This window comes from Pseudoalteromonas sp. (genome assembly GCF_041613455.1).
Taxonomy (GTDB): domain Bacteria; phylum Pseudomonadota; class Gammaproteobacteria; order Enterobacterales; family Alteromonadaceae; genus Pseudoalteromonas.
In genome coordinates this window covers 13,038-31,401 of record NZ_JBFJHD010000010.1, presented here as the reverse complement: position 1 = coordinate 31,401, position 18,364 = coordinate 13,038, and the positions used below count along the sequence as shown (strand labels likewise).

Below are 18,364 nucleotides of genomic sequence, written 5' to 3'. Positions count from 1 at the left end.
ACCACTCCTCGTAGCTACAGCCAACTAAAACGCCAGCATAGAGCAATTCATTTAATTATGTATAATGATATAAATATTTTTAGTATGAACTTAACTAATAATGAAATTACCCCCGTTACGCGCGGTACAATGTTTTGCAGAGGTGGCGCGGTTAAATAGCTTTTCTAAAGCAGCGCAGCAGCTTAATGTGACGCAAAGTGCCGTAAGCCACCAAGTTAAACTGCTGGAGCAGTATTTAAACGAGCCGTTATTTAACCGCAATGGCCGCACCTTTTCGTTAACCGATGCGGGCACTCGTTACTATCAAGAAGTTAGTCAGTCATTAACCAGTTTGGCGTCTGCGACACAAAAAATGCGTTACGGCGAGCCGGGTCACCTGCGGTTGGCGTTGTATAGTTCGCTGGCAGTAAAATGGTTAATTCCCCGCTTAGAAAGCTTTAAGCATGCCTCGCCAGATATTGATTTAACGCTAAACATGATTGTTGATGACACTGACTTTAGCGACCGCGTGGCCGACTGCTTTATTACCACCACGCCACCGAAGGGCGAATTTGAAAGTGTGTTTTTATTTGCAGAAAAGCTATATCCCGCCTGTGGTAAAGGGCTGTGGCAACAGTTAAAAAACCAGCCCTTGCCAAGTGAGCTGTTCAAATACCCGTTACTATCGGTGCAATATGATGAGTCAGCGCAACGTACTGCCGATGATTGGCGGCAGTGGTGTAGTAGCGGAGGCTTTGAATTACCTAAAAATGTGCGGATTAATCACTTTAGTCATGTGATATTGGCTGCAGAAGCAGCACGTTACAATTTAGGTATTACCCTAATTGATGCGTTTTTTATTGCCTCACAGCACGATAACCACTTAGTTAAGTTGCCATTGCATGGGGTTGAAACCGGCTGTAAATTTTATTTTGTGTATAAAAAATCGCGAGCCAAACAACACGATATCATCACGCTGAGTCGCTGGCTCAAAGCGCAGTGGGCCGATGTAAAAACCATAACCAGCTAGCCCGTTATGGTTTTTAGCCGCGACTAGTAGGCCGTACTGCGCAGCGTGTGCCGATAGTTACAACAGCAACGACTTAGGCGCTGCTTTTATTGGCATTATTATATTTTGCTAATAAATAAAAGCCAACGCCGGTAAGCAGCGCAATAGCGGCAAATAATAACCACATTAACTCGGGGCGCTGTAACGTTTTTACTAAATAACCATAGCTCCATCCCGATAAAAACCCAGCAAACAAAAAGCCCAACGCCATCGAGACAAAGTAATAGCCCATAAACATCGCGGCGCTGTCTTTAGGGGCAATACTGGCTACATACTCTTGGCTTTTCGGTGAGGTAAGCATCTCACCAAACGCAATCAATAAAATAACGGTGATAATCACTAAGCCACCAAGTTGCGTCATTAATAGCCCCGCACTCATTAACAACAACACTAAAAATGCCGCTGCAGTCACAATCAGGCCGCTGATCAGCACCGATATGACTTTAAAACGTTGGCACTTTAAACTAACAATAATTTGTAATAATACAATGGCGGCAAAATCTAAATTGATCAGGTATTCAGGGTTTACTTGTCGATACACAAGCCAACGCTCGCTTAGCTGTTGCGCTTGCTCAGCAGTCAGTGGAGAATGCGCTAATTCATTGGTAAACATTGCGATTTGCGCTACCGGCACATTCACTTTTAGATGCACCAGCTCTAACCGTATCACTTCTAAATCGATCCCACTTAATGGTGCTGCAGCCCGATAACGCTCAGCAAGCTGAAGCAGTTTGTCAGTTAAGGCACTGTGATCGACATAGGCAAAAAAATCCACCGCTGATTGACCAAAATACGCCAGCAACGTCACCAAATCTTGAGTATCTATATAATCGCGAATAAATAACGGTAAGGTATAAAATAGCTGATTATACACAGTCCAAAAACCGGTCAAAATAGCTAAATATATGGCAAAGTTACGGTTACTGACACGCACGGGTTGTAAATACCAGCGGGTATCGGCACGCTGTTTTAGCTGGCTATCCCACAACCAATTCGCGACCAGCCACAGTGCAATGAGCGAAAAGGCCTGCGTATAGCTCAACCAACTCACTCCCGCGGTCATTAAGAGCATCACACTGGTAAATAACAACAGCGCAAAGCGGCTGTTGCCTAACACATGCTGTGCGTGTTGTAACACCTGTTTTAAGCTAGTGGTTGCTTGTGTGGTAGCGCTTTGTTGACGGTATAACAGCAGCGGAATAAAGTTGAGCAAAATCCAAACCGAGGACATAATAAATACCGCATCCCAACTAATGGCGCGCAAATACCCCGCCACTAAAGGCCCGATAAACCCGCCTAAGTTCACCATAGTATAGAAAATACCAAATCCTAACCCTCGGTTACTGTCGTTGGTACTACGACTAATAGTACCCACCACCACAGGTTTAAAACAAGAAGCACCGAATGCCACCATTAATAAAATCATAAAAAATGCGCTAAACTGCGTCACTTGGCCCAAAAAGTAATAACTGGGCGCCATTAATATAAACGACACAGCAAACATTTTTTTATAGCCATAGCGGTCGGCTAAAGCGCCGGTAAGCACAGGTAATAAATATAAAAAGAAGGGAATAATACCCTGTACCGCGCCGCGCTGTGGTTCAGTAAAACCCACTCCCCCCTGCTCAATGGGGGTGGTCATATACACCGAAGACACCGCAAAAAAACCATACCATGCAAGGCGTTCAAAAATTTCCATAATATTGGCAATGTAAAATGCCAAACCAAAGCCACGTTGGCTACTTTGTGGGCTATACCCGGGCTGGAGTGCTGTAGGGAGTAATTTATTATTGTTCATCGTTTACATTCACAGTTAAACACAGTATTTTATATTGCATACAATATGCATAAAAAACAACTCTAAATATGAAAAACTTAATTCTTACTTTAGCGCTACTATTGTTAGTGGCTTGTCAGCATCAGCAGCCCCCTAACGGCAACGATAGCGAGCATCGCAATACCACCACTGACGCTGTTGCGCCGTCTCCAAAGCATATGCGTGCTGATATCTCAGTGCAGGGATACACCAGCACATTACGCCATATTGACATTGCTTATTTAGGCAAAACAATTCCTTATACCTATAGCGCTGGGAAAATTGGCAACAGTCGTGGTTATAATTGGTGGGTGAGTAAACACTTTGCTTTAAAAAGTGATTTACCCGCGCATAAAGTAACACTGTACCTAGAACTATTAGAAATGGCCTACCCACACTATGTGGCGTTATTTGGTATGCAACCGCCTAATATTGAGCGTCAACGTATTGCAGTGGTGTATGGCAGTAGTCGCGAAAGAGTACGTGAAGCCATGCTGGATGATGGTTTTTTACGTGGTGTACATGCAACCGCAGGCGGCGAAACCATGTTTTATAATCGTGCTGGCTATAATTTTCCCAGCCACCGCCAACATCATCAACGCTATATTGTGATCCACGAAACCATGCACGCCTTTCATATGGCATTAAATGGCCACTCTACCTGGGCGCCAAGTTGGATCACCGAAGGACTTGCAGACTCTGTGGCGCACCATGTTTATGATGCCGATAAAAAACAGCTAAACGTCATGGTGTTTGACCGTGCGCCGATGAACTATATTGAAACCGGTTTAAAACAGTATTACAGCGCCAATAAACCCAGCATTGAACAAATTAACGATGATACTGCGCTTAAGCGCGGGCTTAACTTTTTTATCATTCACTATTTTTTAAGCTCGCCACAACGCGCGCAGTACTTTAGTCATTTTTTAAGCCAATTGCGCTTAGCTAATCCACACAGCGAAGCCACATTAACCACCGCCAATACTCTACTAAAAAAGACCTTTGCTGACTGGGCTGCTGTAGAAGCGGGGTTTGAAGAGTTTGTCACGAGTATTAAGCCGAGCTTTCATATTGTCTCGGGGCCATGGGAGCAAGATGGTAATGCCTATTGGATCCGTAATAGCAAGGCCACACAACTGGCTCGTTTAGATATTAATCCTGCCGATGCAAACACAGTGCCCCACCCTGTGATGGACTTTACGGCGCCCGCGCCTAGCGCATTGATCACGCTAAACGATAATAACCAAGTGGCCGTACTGATTGAATTTGCTGCATCACAACTAGCACGGGGTGAAATTGGCATGGCATTGCAAGGCTCGCTCAGTGCCGCTAATCAACAGTATCGCCGCACCTTTACCAGCCAAGAAACCCCAGAAGACGATCAATTGCTGAAACTGTTAATTGTCGATGCGCAGCGCTTAGTGATCAGCGCCGCTAACATCACCGAGGTTACTGAGCAACAACTCGCCCTCACCCCTGCGCTGCAACAGGCTATTAGCGAACGGCTGCAATTAGCCATCACAGTGAATATTACTGATACTGAATTATTAGTAACATTAACCGCTGATGAGGGGGAAAAGGTCATAGCGCAAACATTTACTATTACGCTTAACAGTCAGCTGTTAGCGCAATTTAATACGCGTAAAATTAGCTTATTAGCGAAAAATAACAATCATAAAATAACGCCGTACTTTGCAACCGGCAAAACGACTGCCACTCCCTCAGGGCAAATAACTAATCCGTGGCTCTTTAACGACTACGCTAAACTCACTCGCTTATTTCAGGCTTGCCAATTAGCCGCTAAACAACTGCCTAATTGTACATCGGAGTTAGCTTCTTTAATGACGCAATTAGATAATACCGCCCAGCATGCCGCGCTCAGTCATTCGCTGCACAACCTGCTGTTGCAGTATAAAAATAACCTAGGCAGTGAGGCAATACAGCAACTGGCGGGAATTAATAGTCAGGTTTATTATCATCAGGATGCTGCCTTTTTACGGGTAGTGAATCCCTCTGATGATGCTTTAAAGCTGACTGCAACGGTGAGTTTATTAGACGCGAGTGGACAAACCTTAAGCCGTGACATCGTTGCGCAACAAATAACCCCGGGGATCGCTAATATTAGTTTGCCGCAGCACCCAGATGCTCACTCTATCGTTATCGAACAGCAATTTAATTGGCAAGATCTCGTTCATCAGCAACGCATTCAGGCAGCTACGAACGCGTTTGACGGAGTACAACTGAAGGTTGCGCAGCAGCTTACTTCAGCGAATAGCTTACAACTTACCGCGACATTATCAGGCCCCTACTCGGGTGCCACACAGGGCACGATTACCTTAACCGCGCTACCGTTTTCGCAGCCAATGACGGTAATACCACAACAACATATGGTGACACTAGCGCCTTATCAGCAGCAAAGTTATCACTTTAGTGTCCCTGTTAGCGCGCAGCAGCAATTATTTACTATCACCGCGCATTTAGATGTTGATGGTGAGGAAATACGATTATTAAAGCAGCTTACTTTATAATCTCTGTGCAGCAATAGAGCAGCCAAAGCAAACACGTTAATGCTTCAACCTTTAGGCATTAACGTGTAGCTCCAGCGATTGAGTGGCGCCTGCCAAAAAGTGCGGGGCACTGCGCAGCTAACCTAGGCGTTTTTTAGTCGTGCAATTTGCTGTTCAACATCACTTAAATAACCGGTTTTTATCCATACTGTTGCGCCATCGCTGCCCGCGGTGGCGTTTATTTCACTATTAACTGGCACTCTAAGCCAGCTGTGTTTTTCAAGTGTGTCGTTATGCTCTTGTAAAGTGCCATCCAAAACCAGCAACTCGGCGCCACCCGCAACCTGAAGTGATAGCGATTCATTGGCAGCAAACTCGATAATACTCACTTCTTCAAAGCTATCCTTATATAAAGGGATCACCGTTAAATTATTAAATGCGGGATTTCTCAGCCCTTGCAGATGCTGTGTTTGCATACACACATGTTGCCGATCTGCTGGTTGAAACTGCCACAACTTTACAAATATTACACAGCCATTTGCCGATCCGGGTTTATGCTGTGACTGCGGAGGGTTACGAATATAACTGCCTACTGGGTAATCGCCGTGCTCATCTTGAAACACGCCCTCAAGCACTAAAAACTCCTCACCCCCATGATGTATATGCGGCGAAAATTCACTGCCGGGTGCATAACGCACAATACTGGTTGCGCGCGCGACTTCGCCCCCCACCCGATCTAAAGGGCGTCTATCAACCCCTGCCATCGGGGATGCCAGCCATTCAAGTGATTCGCTATGTACGACAACACGCTTATTAAAGTCAGCGGCTATTTTCATCTGTGTTACCTAACTTGGTTAAAGCAAGTTGCAAATAATAACAGCTATACCCGTGGCAATAAATTAACTTGTGCGACTTAGCTGTGACTAGGGTCTGTTATATTTGGCATAAAAAAACGAGCAGAAATAGCTGCTCGTTTTTATCAACACTGACGTTAGTTTACTGAGTGACTTTTACTTTGTCTTTGTGTTTAGCATGTACAATCGTCAAGCTAATTAAACCAACCACAGCGACGACAACACCAATTGGCTTGCCCATATCGCTTGATAAGTTAAGACCAATGGCCGCAGTCATAATGTACGAAAGCGTTACGGCTGTCGCTATTACGGCGGGCACGCTGGTGATCCAATGGAATGCACCTCGGTCAAACAAGTACTTAGTGGCAAGCCATAATACGCTAGTTGAAAGCAGCATATTTGAAAAGGCAAAATAGCGCCAAATAACTGAGAAGTCGAGTTTAGTCATAAAGTAAGCAATCACTAAAATAGGCAGTGCTACTAGTAAACGGTTACGCACACTTTGTGGAATACTAAACGCATCAACCACAGTTAAACGCAGTGAGCGGAACGCGGTATCACCCGAGGTAATTGGAAATACAGCCACGGCAATAATTGCCATCACACCACCAAATACACCTAGGTAGCTATTCGCAATATGGTTAACCACTAGCCCTGGGCCACCTAAATCAAGCATCGCTTTTAAGCCTGCATAGCCTTCAGGGAACGCGGCAATACCGGCAAGGGCCCATACACAACCTACAATACCTTCACACATCATCGCGCCATAATACACTGGGCGTACATACTTTTCGTTAGTTAAACAACGGGCAATAATTGGCGCTTGTGTTGAGTGGAAACCACTAATAGCACCACAGGTAATAGTAATAAACAGCAGCGGCCAAGTTGGTAAGCCATCGGGGTTTGGCGCTAAAAAGTCATGGGCATGATCTGCTTCAAAATACGCTAAAAAGTCACCCGCAACCGGTAAGTGCGGTGCATTGATTAATAACGACACAGCAATTGCAACGGTCATTACTATCATTAGTAGACCAAAAACAGGGTAAAACTTAGTAATAATTTTATCGATAGGTAATAACGTGGCTAAAAAGTAATACGCTAAAATCGCCAACACCCAAAAAGTATTGCTAGCTAAAATGGTGCCTTCAAAAAAGTCTAAGTTACTTAATAAACCCGCGGGGCTCATAATGAACACCACGCCAACAAAAAACAGTAGCATGGCTGTAAATATCAGCATAAAGCCTTTAAACACAATGTTATAGTAGTGTCCGGCTATTTCTGGCAGGCTTTTTCCGTCTTCTTTTATGCTCATAACGCCTGAGAAGAAGTCGTGTACAGCACCGCCTAACACGTTACCTAGTACAATCCACACCAGCGCAACAGGACCGTATAACGCACCAAGGATAGGGCCAAAAATAGGACCAACCCCTGCAATGTTTAAAAATTGAATTAAAAATGCACGTACCGGGTGAATCGCTACGTAATCCACACCTTCACTAAAACGCTTTTGTGGTGTATCAAGTGTTGAGTCTAAACCCGCTTGTTTTTCCACAAAGGGGCTATAAAACTTATAACCCAGTATTAAAATAGTTAAACAGATAAAAAAGATGATCATAGAGCACGTTTCTCTTTTTTGTATTTATATTATAGAGCGCCTTGCCGGCCACCCCGCCTTTTCAATCCGTGAATAATCGACGAACATTAACAAAGGATTAATATACTTGCTATAAGACGTTTAGCTAATACTATAGTCGAAGAAAATAATTTACATCATCTTTAAAGTCACTACAGCATGCTAAGTGCACTTTTTAATCGATTTATAGTAACAAGGCCGGCTCACGGATAAACCTGCGAGGATTGCCTGCTGCGGTTATGGGTTCATAAACTCAGTGATCTGCTGATGCGTTAAACTGGGGGTCGCTCCCGCCCTTTCAGCCACCATGGCCCCTACGGCACACGCAAAATCGATGGCAAATTGTGCATCACTTTGACTGCATAACTGATAAATTAACGAGCCTAAAAACGAATCCCCAGCACCAACGGTATCGACGACGTTTATTAAATACCCAGAATTATAATAGTTAACCCCTTTAATGGATAACAAAGCTCCATGGCTACCTTTAGTCACACATAAGTAATCGGTGTGGGTGTGCTGTGCAATAAATGCTAAGTTTTGCTCCAGCGAATGATATTTACAGCCCATTGTTTTGGCTATTTCGTAAAGCTCTTCATCATTTAATTTAATGAAGTCGGCTTTAGTCATTAAATCCACTAACGTTGTTAAGGTGTAATGCGGCGCACGTAAATTCACATCAAACACTTTAAAATTAGCCACATCTACCAGCTTTTTTAAGGTGTTAAGCGAGGTGTCACTGCGACCAACTAGGCTGCCAAACACAAATACATCGCTACGTTTCACTTTGTTAATGAGCGCATCACTCAGGGCTATATTATCCCAAGCGGTATCAGCCACTATGTCATAACGAGCCGAGCCACTGCTATCAAGTGTGACTGCTACCGTGCTGGTTTTTTTAGCATTATTAATTGTAATATAGTCGCAGCTTACGCCTTTGTTGCTAATTTCAGTTAATAACTCAGTGCCTAACTCATCGTTACCCACCGCGCTTAGCATATCGGCTTTGATACCCAATGAATTAATGCGTACACACATATTGAGTGGCGCACCGCCCAAGCGTTTACCTGAATCGAAACAATCCCATAACACTTCGCCAAAGCAACTGACGGTCACGTTTTTATCTGCTGGTTGATTAATTAAAAGGCTCATAATTAGTAACTCTTTTGCTCAATAACGGCCTGCATAATGGCTTTTATTTGACTATTTGCCGTGTATAACGCCGAAATATTATTTAAGTAGGCCGTAGTAAATGCCGGTTGCGCTTTTAAGTCACCAAATAAGCTGCTGATAGCTAAAAAAGCCAGCGGCTGGGTGGCTGTTTTGGCTGCCTGTTTATGTAACTCTGCCTGCATCGCATCAATCATTTTTAGTGCTACACCTTGCTCATTAACCCCTTTATCACAGTAAAAACACCACGCAGCAATAATCAGTGCCGCAAGCGATACATCGCGCCCTTGGGCTAAGTTTTCGTTAATGGTAGCAATGATAAATTTAGGCAGCTTCGCAGAGCTTTCTGAGCAAATACGCGCTAGGCTGTCTTTTATATTCGGGTTAGCAAAACGCTCTATTAAAGTGTCTTTGTAGTTTTCAAGGTCAATACCCGCCAGTGGTGCCAGTAACGGCGTGACTTCTGTATCCATAAAGCGGCGTAAATAACGGGCAAATAGTGGATCGGATATCGTTTCGTCAATTGTGTCATAACCATGTAGAGCGCCTAATAATCCTAGCACCGAATGGCCGGCATTGAGTAAACGGATCTTCATTGTTTCATAAGGCGTGACATCGGTGACAAATTGCGCCCCCACGGTATTCCAATTAGGTCGGCCGTCACTAAATGTGTCTTCTATAACCCACTGGCTAAACGCTTCACAGGTAATTGGCCACGCGTCGCTAACACCATAGTTGTCAACTACATAGTCAATATCGCGCTGTGTAGATAGCGGTGTAATACGGTCGACCATGGCATTGGGGAATGCGACATACTGCGCAATCCACGCACTTAATGCTTTATCTTGCTCGCTGGCAAAGGCCAATAACATGTTGCGCGTTACGTTACCGTTATGCTGTATGTTGTCGCACGACTGTACGGTAAAAGCACTCAGGCCTTGCTCTTTACGCAGTTTTAACGCAGCAGTAAGGTAACCAAACACCGTAATGGGGTCGTGCGGATTATTAATATCGTGAATAATATCTGGGTTGCTATAATCAAACTCACCCGTTGCTGGGTTAAGGTTATAGCCCCCTTCGGTGATGGTTAGCGACACGATTTTAGTGTCGCTGTGCGCCAGCTTATTGATCACCGCTTGTTTATTTTCGGGGGCAAATAAAAAATCGATCATAGCACCAATCACTTTGTGATCAATTTGCCCATTCGGGTGCCTAACCGTGAGTGTGTAAAGGTGATCTTGCTGTTTTAAAATATCACGCAAGCCACGGTTGCTCTCCAGCAGGCCAACCCCACAAATACCCCATTGCTCAGCACCGGGGGTTTTTAATAACTCGTTAATATACACCGCTTGATGAGCCCGGTGAAAACCGCCCACCCCCATGTGCACTATGCCTGCTTTTAGTTGGCTACGGTCGTAGTTTGGCGTATCGATAGAGCGAGGTAAATTTACCAAACTATGCTGATTGAGCCCTGCTACTACGGGGCGAGTGTGTTGTAGTTGTGTCATTGTGCGGCCTTACTAAAATAAAAATAATGTACCAGAAGAGATCTGCGACTAGGCTAAGTTAAGTGCTTTATGGCGTTTTAACGACCAGTAAGCCGTTGCAAAATAACTAACCGTGCAAATAAAACAGGCTATTTCAAATTGCAGTTTATTGGCACTGTAAATAGACATAGTGTCGCTAAAAAACATCACTTGGCAGGCGAAGATAAAAATAATGAGCAGAGAAATAGTTGAGATGCCATTGAGTACTTTGCTAAATACCGAGCTATCTTCAATGGGTTTTGCAATCTCTTTCGCTTGTATTGCTTGGTACGCTTTAATATCGCGCTGATATTGCGCTTCATTAGCCACAGCTTGCGTGTAATCATCTCCGGCCCCATATTTTTTTGCCAATAAGGTGTATATAACAATTGTGAACAGCCAAGTAGGTATGAATAAATAATAAAACGACATTACATCGATGGCGTTGAGTCCAAAGCCAAACAGCAGTGCCAGCGCCCATGAGGCAATGGCCGGTATGCTGCGAGTGATATTTTTGTATTTCGCCCAATAACGCGTTAAACCAAGTTTAGGAAATAATACGTGCTCAGCAAAAACGATGCCCCCCACCGGAACCACCAGTAAACCCGCGTAGGTTAGTAAAGGCAGCATTTGTGAAAATACAAACGGAAAACAAGCAATAATCACCGTAACCACACCAACAATGGCGGTGGTACGCTCACGCGATTGCGCAACAAATATTGATTGCGCGGCAAGACCAGCACGATATAAGTTGGCATTTGCGGTTGTCCAACCTGCAATTATAACAATAACGAAACCAGTCCAGCCTAACGCGTGATAGGCCACATCACCGGGGTCGAGTGATGAAATAGTGGTTTTAAGTAATACCGCCACCCCGGCGCCCATGATACCGGCTGAGATCCACGCTAAATAGTGACCAAAAAACATTCCCACCCCAGATAACAAACCATAACGTTTTCGTTTTGCAAACCTAAAAATCGCCATGTCGATTAAACCAAAGTGGGTTATTGAGTTAGCGGCCCAGGCGAAGCCGATCACTTCTAATAAACCTATGCCCGGCTCACCTTCAGCATTGCTGCCGGTCCAAATAGACGCATCACCAATAGCAATAAAATCAGCAAAACTGGTTAACGAGGTGGCCCCTAGCACGTGATTTGCCAATTCAGGGAATAACACCAGCGATCCAGCAATAAAAATAACAAACAACCAAGGAGCACAGACTTTAGAAAAGTCGGCAACCGTGGAAAAACCATACATAGCGACAACAACAACAATGGAGCCTACCGCCAACACAATAGCCACAAATGACACACTCGTGGGATACCAATTAAGCTGGGCTGGAATATCAAATAAAAATCGCACCGCGGTGGAGGATACCGTGATCATGGCCGCCGATATCACACTAAAAATAACCACGTTAGCCCAGTTATAGAGCTTGGTCATTGAGTTACCGGCAATCTTATTTAAGTAGTTATATAAGCTTAACCGCGTTTCAACCGCTATAGGCGCGGTAATTAACCACCAAGAGCACATGGCTAATAGGTTACCAATTAATAAGCCTAATAAAATATCCATGGTGGCTGCGCCAAGCGCAACAAACGTGGCACCAATAACAAACTCGGTTGCCGCCACATGCTCGCCGGCATATAAGCCTGCAAAGTGCTTCCAACCGTGCAGCTTATTACTGGCAACGGGAAGTTGCTCTTCATTTATATTTTTAAATACATCTGTATGCGGACTTGTCACCATGATCTTTCCTACTTTTGTTGGTCGCTTTAGTTAGGCTTATTAGCGGTGTTATATTAATTATGCATCGTTGCTAAAAGTTGCTCTGCCGTGTGTTCGTTCGTGACTAAGGCATTTATAAGTTGCCCTTTTAAAGCGGCTAAAATAGCGGCCACTTTATTATCACCCGCAGCAATACCGTATACAGGTTTTGCGGGATTCGTCGAAAGCGGCGCACTCACTACGCGTTGAGTAAGCGCGTTATCAAGCAGCTTGCCGTTTTTATCAAATACCCAACTGACAATTTCCCCAAGCCCGCCTTGTGTTTTTAATTGTTCATGCTCGGCATCAGTAATAAAACCATCCACCCACAGCGGTGTGTCATCACTGATGTGGCCGATCCCCACAAATGTGGCATCTGCATTGGCAACCTGTTGATAAATATTAATAATGGGAGAAAGATTTTGCAGCAGTTGCTTATCACTCGCAGACTGTGCAAGCACCGGCAATGGCATAGGAAAATGCGTGGCGTTAACACGGTTGGCCATGCTAACGACTATATCAAACTTAGAGGCTGAGCCATCGTTCATCATGTTGCCCACCAAGGACACCAATTTATGCTGCTCGCACTGCATACTAGGCAGCTCATCGATACACGCCTTTAACGCACGGCCGGTACCAAACGCCAAGGTTTTTGGCTGCGCTGACTTTAAGTAGCGCTCGATAATTTTAGCGCCCGATTGCGCTAAACCAAACCCCGCGCTGGGGTTGGCAGGATCGCTTGGTACAATTTCGCAGTCAACGAGGTTAAAGGTACGTTGTAATTGTTCGGCCAATTCCATACAGCGTGTTATTGGATGATCTAAACGTACTTTAATCAGTCCTTCACTGACGGCAAGCGCCACCAAACGCTGTGCCGATTGGCGAGACACTGCTAACTTTTGTGCGATTTCGTCTTGAGTGTTTTTAGCAACATAATAGAGCCAGGCTGCGCGGGCAGCATCTTCAAGCCGTTTTAATTCTGTATTTGATTTATTATCCATTATTGTTCTACTTGTTTTAAGGTTGGGAACACAGTGTAAAACTGCTGCCAACTGCTGAGGTTAATGATCTCAGGGTAGTGTTTTATTACTGGGTTAATACTGTGCCGTAAGTGTTGCCCGCCGCTGTAATGCAGCACTTGCATTCCTGCACGCAGCGCAGCGCTAATACCTGCCGTGCTGTCTTCTATTACTAAGCAACGCTCAGGTAATACCCCCATCTGTTTCGCGGCATGTAAAAATAGATCGGGAGCAGGTTTACCGTGTTTAACTTCACTACTGGTAAACACGCTATTACTAAAATAACGGCTAAAATTAACCACGTCTAATGCCTTCGCGGTGCGAGCTGGGCTGCTACTGGTGGCAATGCATTTAGCTACTGCTAATTGCTGCAGTACAGCGTCGATACCTGGGGTAGGTTGCAGCGAACTGGCAAATTTTGCTAGTAGTGCCTCTCGGTAATTTTCTTCAAACCTATCAGGCAAAGTGCGTTTAAATGCCTGGGTTATTTTTTCACTTACCGTTTTAAAGCTGCAGCCTAAAAAATGCTGTTGAACATAGTCACTGTCAATATCAATTTGCTGCTGATGCAGCAGCTCAATAAGCACGTGGGCACTGAGTACTTCGCTGTCGATCACGACACCATCACAGTCAAATATAACGAGTTCAATTTTATCTTTCATTCGCCACCCTTAATCACTAGTTAACCCGTTGACCCAAGTTGGTGAGCATAAGCCCAACAAGTGAGCATATTCTCTTTATTAATTTATTATGTCAATAAAAAGTGAACAAAAAATAGTTTGAACTGCGGCGAATAAAACAAAATTAATTAAATTCAATTGGTTATAGAATAAGTATTTATAACCATTATTTTTATAAACGCCTATTTATAATCTGACTTTGCTTGTTCTTCAGATCTGAAGCTTTAATAAGCTGTTATAACAGTGTTTAGCACAGCAGCGTTGCACTTAAACCGTGCAGCGAATACACATAAGTTGAGGCAGCGGGAGGGATTAAACCTGGTGATAGCCCAGCAATTTAACAGTGTAGATCCGTTCGCCGGCGTGTAACGAACCGTGACTAGAAGCACAGGGATATTAGCGACTCTCCACTAAAGGTGAATACGCTGCATCCGGTTTTCGATTAAAAGCGTGTCATATTCGGCATAACGCTCCATCAGCGGTAGTTAAAATAGCGGCAAGAGACGCTCTCTGCTCTCAATTATTTACTTTTTGTCACGCATAGCGAGTATTACTCAAAACCAGCATTAAGTTACTGCCTTGGCACCCTGTTGTTGCGGATTATCTTTGGTCAACAGGTAGCAAACTAACGAGCCCAGTGTAACCAATACCACCCCTTGCCAAAAAGAGGCTGTGAGTGTAACGGACAAATAGAGCGCTGAGATAATTGTTGAAAATACCGGGGTAAAATACGACAGCGTTCCGAGTAACATTAAGTTACCGCCAATAATGGCTTGGTTCCATAACGCGTAACCACTGCCAACCACCACGCCCGCTAATAACAAAGTGATTGATGAATCTAGCGTAAAGCTTAATTCTGGCTCATTACTGAGCCCATATTGCAGCCATAAACTAATCGCCGTTACAGTAAAAAATAAGCTTATCGCATTGTTACCGTTACTTAGCTTTTGCGTTACAACACAATACAGCGCCCAAATAAATGCGGCGGCCAAGGCCATTAAATACGTACTGGGGTTAGCGGAAAAGTTAACCATTAAGCTATCAATTGCCAGCCCCTGTTCACCGGCAATGCACCACGCCACACCTAAAAAGGTAATAAACATGCTGGGATACACCCAAACACTGACCCTTTTGCGCGCCACAATAATGGTCAATAACAGGGTAAGTGAAGGCCATAAATAGTTAATTATCGCCATTTCCATGGCTTGCTGACGGTTATTGGCCATGCCAATTGACAGTGCTAAACACACCTCATATGCCACAAATAACACAGTGCCTATAATTAGATAACGTGGGGAAAAGTCTTTAAGCTTTGGTAAACCCATCACTAAAATTAAAAACACTGCACTGACCGAGTACATCAACGCTGCGCCGCCTATCGGGCTAAAAAGCTCAGACACATCTCGAAGTAACGCCACCAAGCAGCTCCACAGTAAAATAGCCGCGACACCGTAAAATGTGTATTTATTTTTATTGATAAAGTCCATTTGTCGACCCAAGTGCTGCTTAGAAGTTTGACGTCACGCTAGCAGCAATTTTTTAATTTAACAATAACAAGCAACTAAGTAATATTAAATACAAGACACAAAGCCTTATTGAGGTAGCTGCATCAAACAAGGTGGCTGTTTTTAAAGCTGCAATAAAAAAAGCCCAGCAGGCTGGGCTTATTGTTTATTAACAAATAACGCTTAGTTAAATGTTACGGTTACAATATTTGAACACACATTCTCAGTCACACACAGTTGATAGTCGTACGCTGGTAGTGTTGCACCACGTACATAATCACGATAACGGCCGTTATCTGACGTTGTGTCTATTAGCTCACCATTACGGTAAACATTAAGCGCGTCGGCACCGACGCTGCCCCAACTTAACTCAACACGCATTGTGCCTAAACGTGACTTATTAGCACGCTTTAGGCTTAACTCAATTTCAACATCACTCACTACCACGGTTTGCGTTGATGTATCTGTATTGCCTTCGCTGTCGGTAACCGTTAGCTGAACCTCGTAGCTACCCGCTACTGCATAGGCATGTACTGGGCTGGCATCCGTTGCTGTTGCACCATCACCAAAATTCCACTGCCACTGCGTTATGTCGTTATTAGCATCAGTACTGCTGTCGGTAAACGAAGCCGTTAACCCTTGGGTTTCAACACTAAAGCTAGCACGAGGTGGCTGCGGGCTGACTTCACCAATGGCGCTTAAAGTAAGTGACCAGCCATTAATTGTGCCGACATCAGATCCAGCCGTATCTTCAACGTTAAGTGTCCAATCGCCAGTAGCTACTTCGCCGTTAAACGCAGCAGAAGTAAAGCGTTTAACGATATCATCGTCACTACCGCCTTGCTTGTTTTGCAAAGTGACAACCGTACCTTGTGCAGAGATAAGCCTTACAATTAAATCCCCTGACCACGTGTGGCTAATATCAACATCGGCAACGGTATCAAAAATAGTTAGACTATCCGCAATCGAAATTACTGAATTTGCACCTTCTGGTGAATTATCTGGAATCGCTACACTTTCATTACTACTGTAGGTAAAGTCGTTTAAGCCCAGCGGTTTTACCAGTAATTTTACCGTGTACTCTTTTACCTTTTCAGTTGATGTTGCCGTGACGGTAAATTCATATTCACCCCACTGTGTATCCTCAGTAGTATTAACCGTGAGTAACACGTCATCACCAGGGCGAGCTGAGCTGTGAGACAATGATGCAGAGTCTAGGTTAGCAGCCAAGGTAAACTCGACATCGCCGTCCCAATTGGCAATTGAGCCGACACTAAAGGTATAAGTGGCGACTTCGCCTGCGGTGATCTCTTGCGCCAACGGACTAACACTGAGCTTAAAGCCAGGGGTTGGATCAGCATCAATCAGTGCTTGGTTTACGTTTAACCGCGTGCCAGCCACTGTTTTACCTTCAAGAGCTGCATTAGCGTCACCACTGGTCATCAATAGTTCTTTTAATTCTAGCGTGGTTAAATCTGGGTTAACAGATAAAGCAAGCGCTGCAGCCCCTGCTACATGAGGCGTGGCCATCGATGTGCCTGAATAACTGCTATAACCATTTCCTGGCACTGTTGATAAAATGGCACTGCCGGGTGCGCCTAAATCAACACTGGTTAAGCCCCACTGTGAAAAGCCCGACATCGCATCGTTACGGTCAGTACTTGCCACAGATAACACACTGTCGTGTTCATAGTTTGAAGGATAATGCGGGTTTTCATCATTATCTACTGCACTGTTACCTGCCGCCGCAACAAACAGGATATCTGCCGCTTCACTGGCATCAATAGCTTCTGCAAGTGCTTGGCTAAAGCCACCGCCCCCCCAGCTATTGTTTAATACGCGAAGATTCACACCCGCATTTTTAAGGCCAACCATATAATCAATACATTTAATTGCCCCAGACGTGCTGCCAGAGCCACCTGCGTCTAAAAACTTACAGCCAACAATCGAGACTTCGTGGTTTACGCCAACAACACCTGTAGAATTGTTGCCCGCCGCACCAATCGTACCTGACACATGCGTACCATGACCTTGGTCATCCATAGGATCGCCACTATCGGTAATAGCATTAATGCCGTGCATATCATCTACATAACCATTACCGTCATTATCAATACCATCGCCGGCAATTTCTGCGCTATTTACCCAAATGTTGCTGGCTAGATCGCTATGGTTATAATCAACACCGGTGTCAATTACCCCCACCACTACGTCGCGGCTACCAGTAGAAATAGTCCATGCTTCAGGTGCATCAATATCTGCATCAAGGGTACCGCCTGACTGGCCTTCGTTATGTAAGCCCCACAGCTCATCAAAACGTGGATCATTGGGTACGCTAGCAATACTTACTTTGTAATCAGGCTCAACATATTCAATTGCTTGATGTGACTTTAAGCGTGCAATAGCTTCTTTAGTGCTTATGCCTGACACGGTAAATTTGGCTAGGCGTCCTGACAGTAAAGACTGATAGCTATCATCAATTTCATCGTTATTTAAATCTGAAATTTTAGCTTTCACTAAAGACCGTGCATGCTTGCGCATTTCTGCTGTAGCGTTCTTTTTATATTTGACTATCAGTGAGTCACTGCTTGCTGCATGGTGTTGTTGCAACATCCCCATATCAGGTACTTTAGCCGCAGCTAGGCAAGGTAAAAGTGCAAGTGTAATAATAGATAATTGTGTTTTCATTGTTATATCCATAGTTTGGTTAACTTAGTAACACTAAGCAATTTTCTTTACTACTTTCAGTACAGCGGATCACATGGCAAGTTATTAGGGAACCGCTAAAAAAAAGATTAAACAAGTCCGAATATGAAAAACCATCTGTTATGACCAGATT

Annotated in this window: 12 protein-coding genes; 2 read left to right on the top strand and 10 right to left on the bottom strand. The window is 44.3% G+C overall.

Going from position 1 to position 18,364, the window contains the following annotated elements; all coding sequences use genetic code 11:
* Nucleotides 1-100: 100 nt before the first annotated feature.
* On the top strand, nt 101-1,009 hold the full coding sequence (locus tag ABYB02_RS02265; RefSeq protein WP_372760651.1) for a LysR family transcriptional regulator: 909 nt from the start codon (nt 101-103) through the stop codon (nt 1,007-1,009).
* A 73-nt stretch (nt 1,010-1,082) separates the two neighbouring features.
* Here the strand turns inward: ABYB02_RS02265 and ABYB02_RS02260 are convergent, their stop codons facing one another.
* Nucleotides 1,083-2,846, bottom strand: coding sequence for an MFS transporter (locus ABYB02_RS02260; protein WP_372760649.1), 1,764 nt, complete (start codon nt 2,844-2,846; stop codon nt 1,083-1,085).
* Nucleotides 2,847-2,914: 68 nt separating this feature from the next.
* Between ABYB02_RS02260 and ABYB02_RS02255 the strand changes: the two genes are divergently transcribed.
* The gene (locus tag ABYB02_RS02255) at nt 2,915-5,392 is read left to right on the top strand and encodes a hypothetical protein (RefSeq protein WP_372760647.1); all 2,478 of its coding nucleotides are present in this window, start codon (nt 2,915-2,917) and stop codon (nt 5,390-5,392) included.
* A gap of 122 nt (nt 5,393-5,514) precedes the next feature.
* Here ABYB02_RS02255 and ABYB02_RS02250 read toward each other — a convergent pair whose 3' ends face one another.
* From ABYB02_RS02250 to ABYB02_RS02210, 9 genes are all read right to left on the bottom strand, one after another.
* Complete coding sequence (locus ABYB02_RS02250; RefSeq protein ID WP_372760645.1) at nt 5,515-6,207, bottom strand: cupin domain-containing protein; 693 nt, start codon at nt 6,205-6,207, stop codon at nt 5,515-5,517.
* Between the two features lie 160 nt (nt 6,208-6,367).
* Nucleotides 6,368-7,840, bottom strand: coding sequence for a carbon starvation protein A (locus ABYB02_RS02245; RefSeq protein ID WP_372760643.1), 1,473 nt, complete (start codon nt 7,838-7,840; stop codon nt 6,368-6,370).
* Between the two features lie 255 nt (nt 7,841-8,095).
* Nucleotides 8,096-9,010 (bottom strand): carbohydrate kinase, encoded by a 915-nt coding sequence (locus tag ABYB02_RS02240; protein ID WP_372760641.1) that lies wholly within the window; start codon nt 9,008-9,010, stop codon nt 8,096-8,098.
* Nucleotides 9,011-9,012: 2 nt separating this feature from the next.
* Nucleotides 9,013-10,536: a mannitol dehydrogenase family protein gene (locus tag ABYB02_RS02235; protein WP_372760639.1), complete on the bottom strand. Its 1,524-nt coding sequence runs from the start codon at nt 10,534-10,536 to the stop codon at nt 9,013-9,015.
* Nucleotides 10,537-10,584: 48 nt separating this feature from the next.
* The gene (locus tag ABYB02_RS02230) at nt 10,585-12,303 is read right to left on the bottom strand and encodes a cytosine permease (protein ID WP_372760637.1); all 1,719 of its coding nucleotides are present in this window, start codon (nt 12,301-12,303) and stop codon (nt 10,585-10,587) included.
* Between the two features lie 53 nt (nt 12,304-12,356).
* Nucleotides 12,357-13,322 carry a sugar-binding transcriptional regulator gene (locus ABYB02_RS02225; protein WP_372760635.1) on the bottom strand — a complete coding sequence of 322 codons (966 nt, stop codon included), beginning with the start codon at nt 13,320-13,322 and terminating at the stop codon, nt 12,357-12,359.
* Nucleotides 13,322-14,002 carry an HAD family hydrolase gene (locus ABYB02_RS02220; protein WP_372760633.1) on the bottom strand — a complete coding sequence of 227 codons (681 nt, stop codon included), beginning with the start codon at nt 14,000-14,002 and terminating at the stop codon, nt 13,322-13,324. Before ABYB02_RS02220 ends, ABYB02_RS02225 begins: the two co-directional genes overlap by 1 nt.
* 584 nt (nt 14,003-14,586) lie before the next feature.
* Complete coding sequence (gene yddG, locus ABYB02_RS02215; RefSeq protein WP_372760631.1) at nt 14,587-15,507, bottom strand: aromatic amino acid DMT transporter YddG; 921 nt, start codon at nt 15,505-15,507, stop codon at nt 14,587-14,589.
* A 201-nt stretch (nt 15,508-15,708) separates the two neighbouring features.
* On the bottom strand, nt 15,709-18,213 hold the full coding sequence (locus tag ABYB02_RS02210; RefSeq protein WP_372760629.1) for a S8 family serine peptidase: 2,505 nt from the start codon (nt 18,211-18,213) through the stop codon (nt 15,709-15,711).
* Nucleotides 18,214-18,364: the final 151 nt, after the last annotated feature.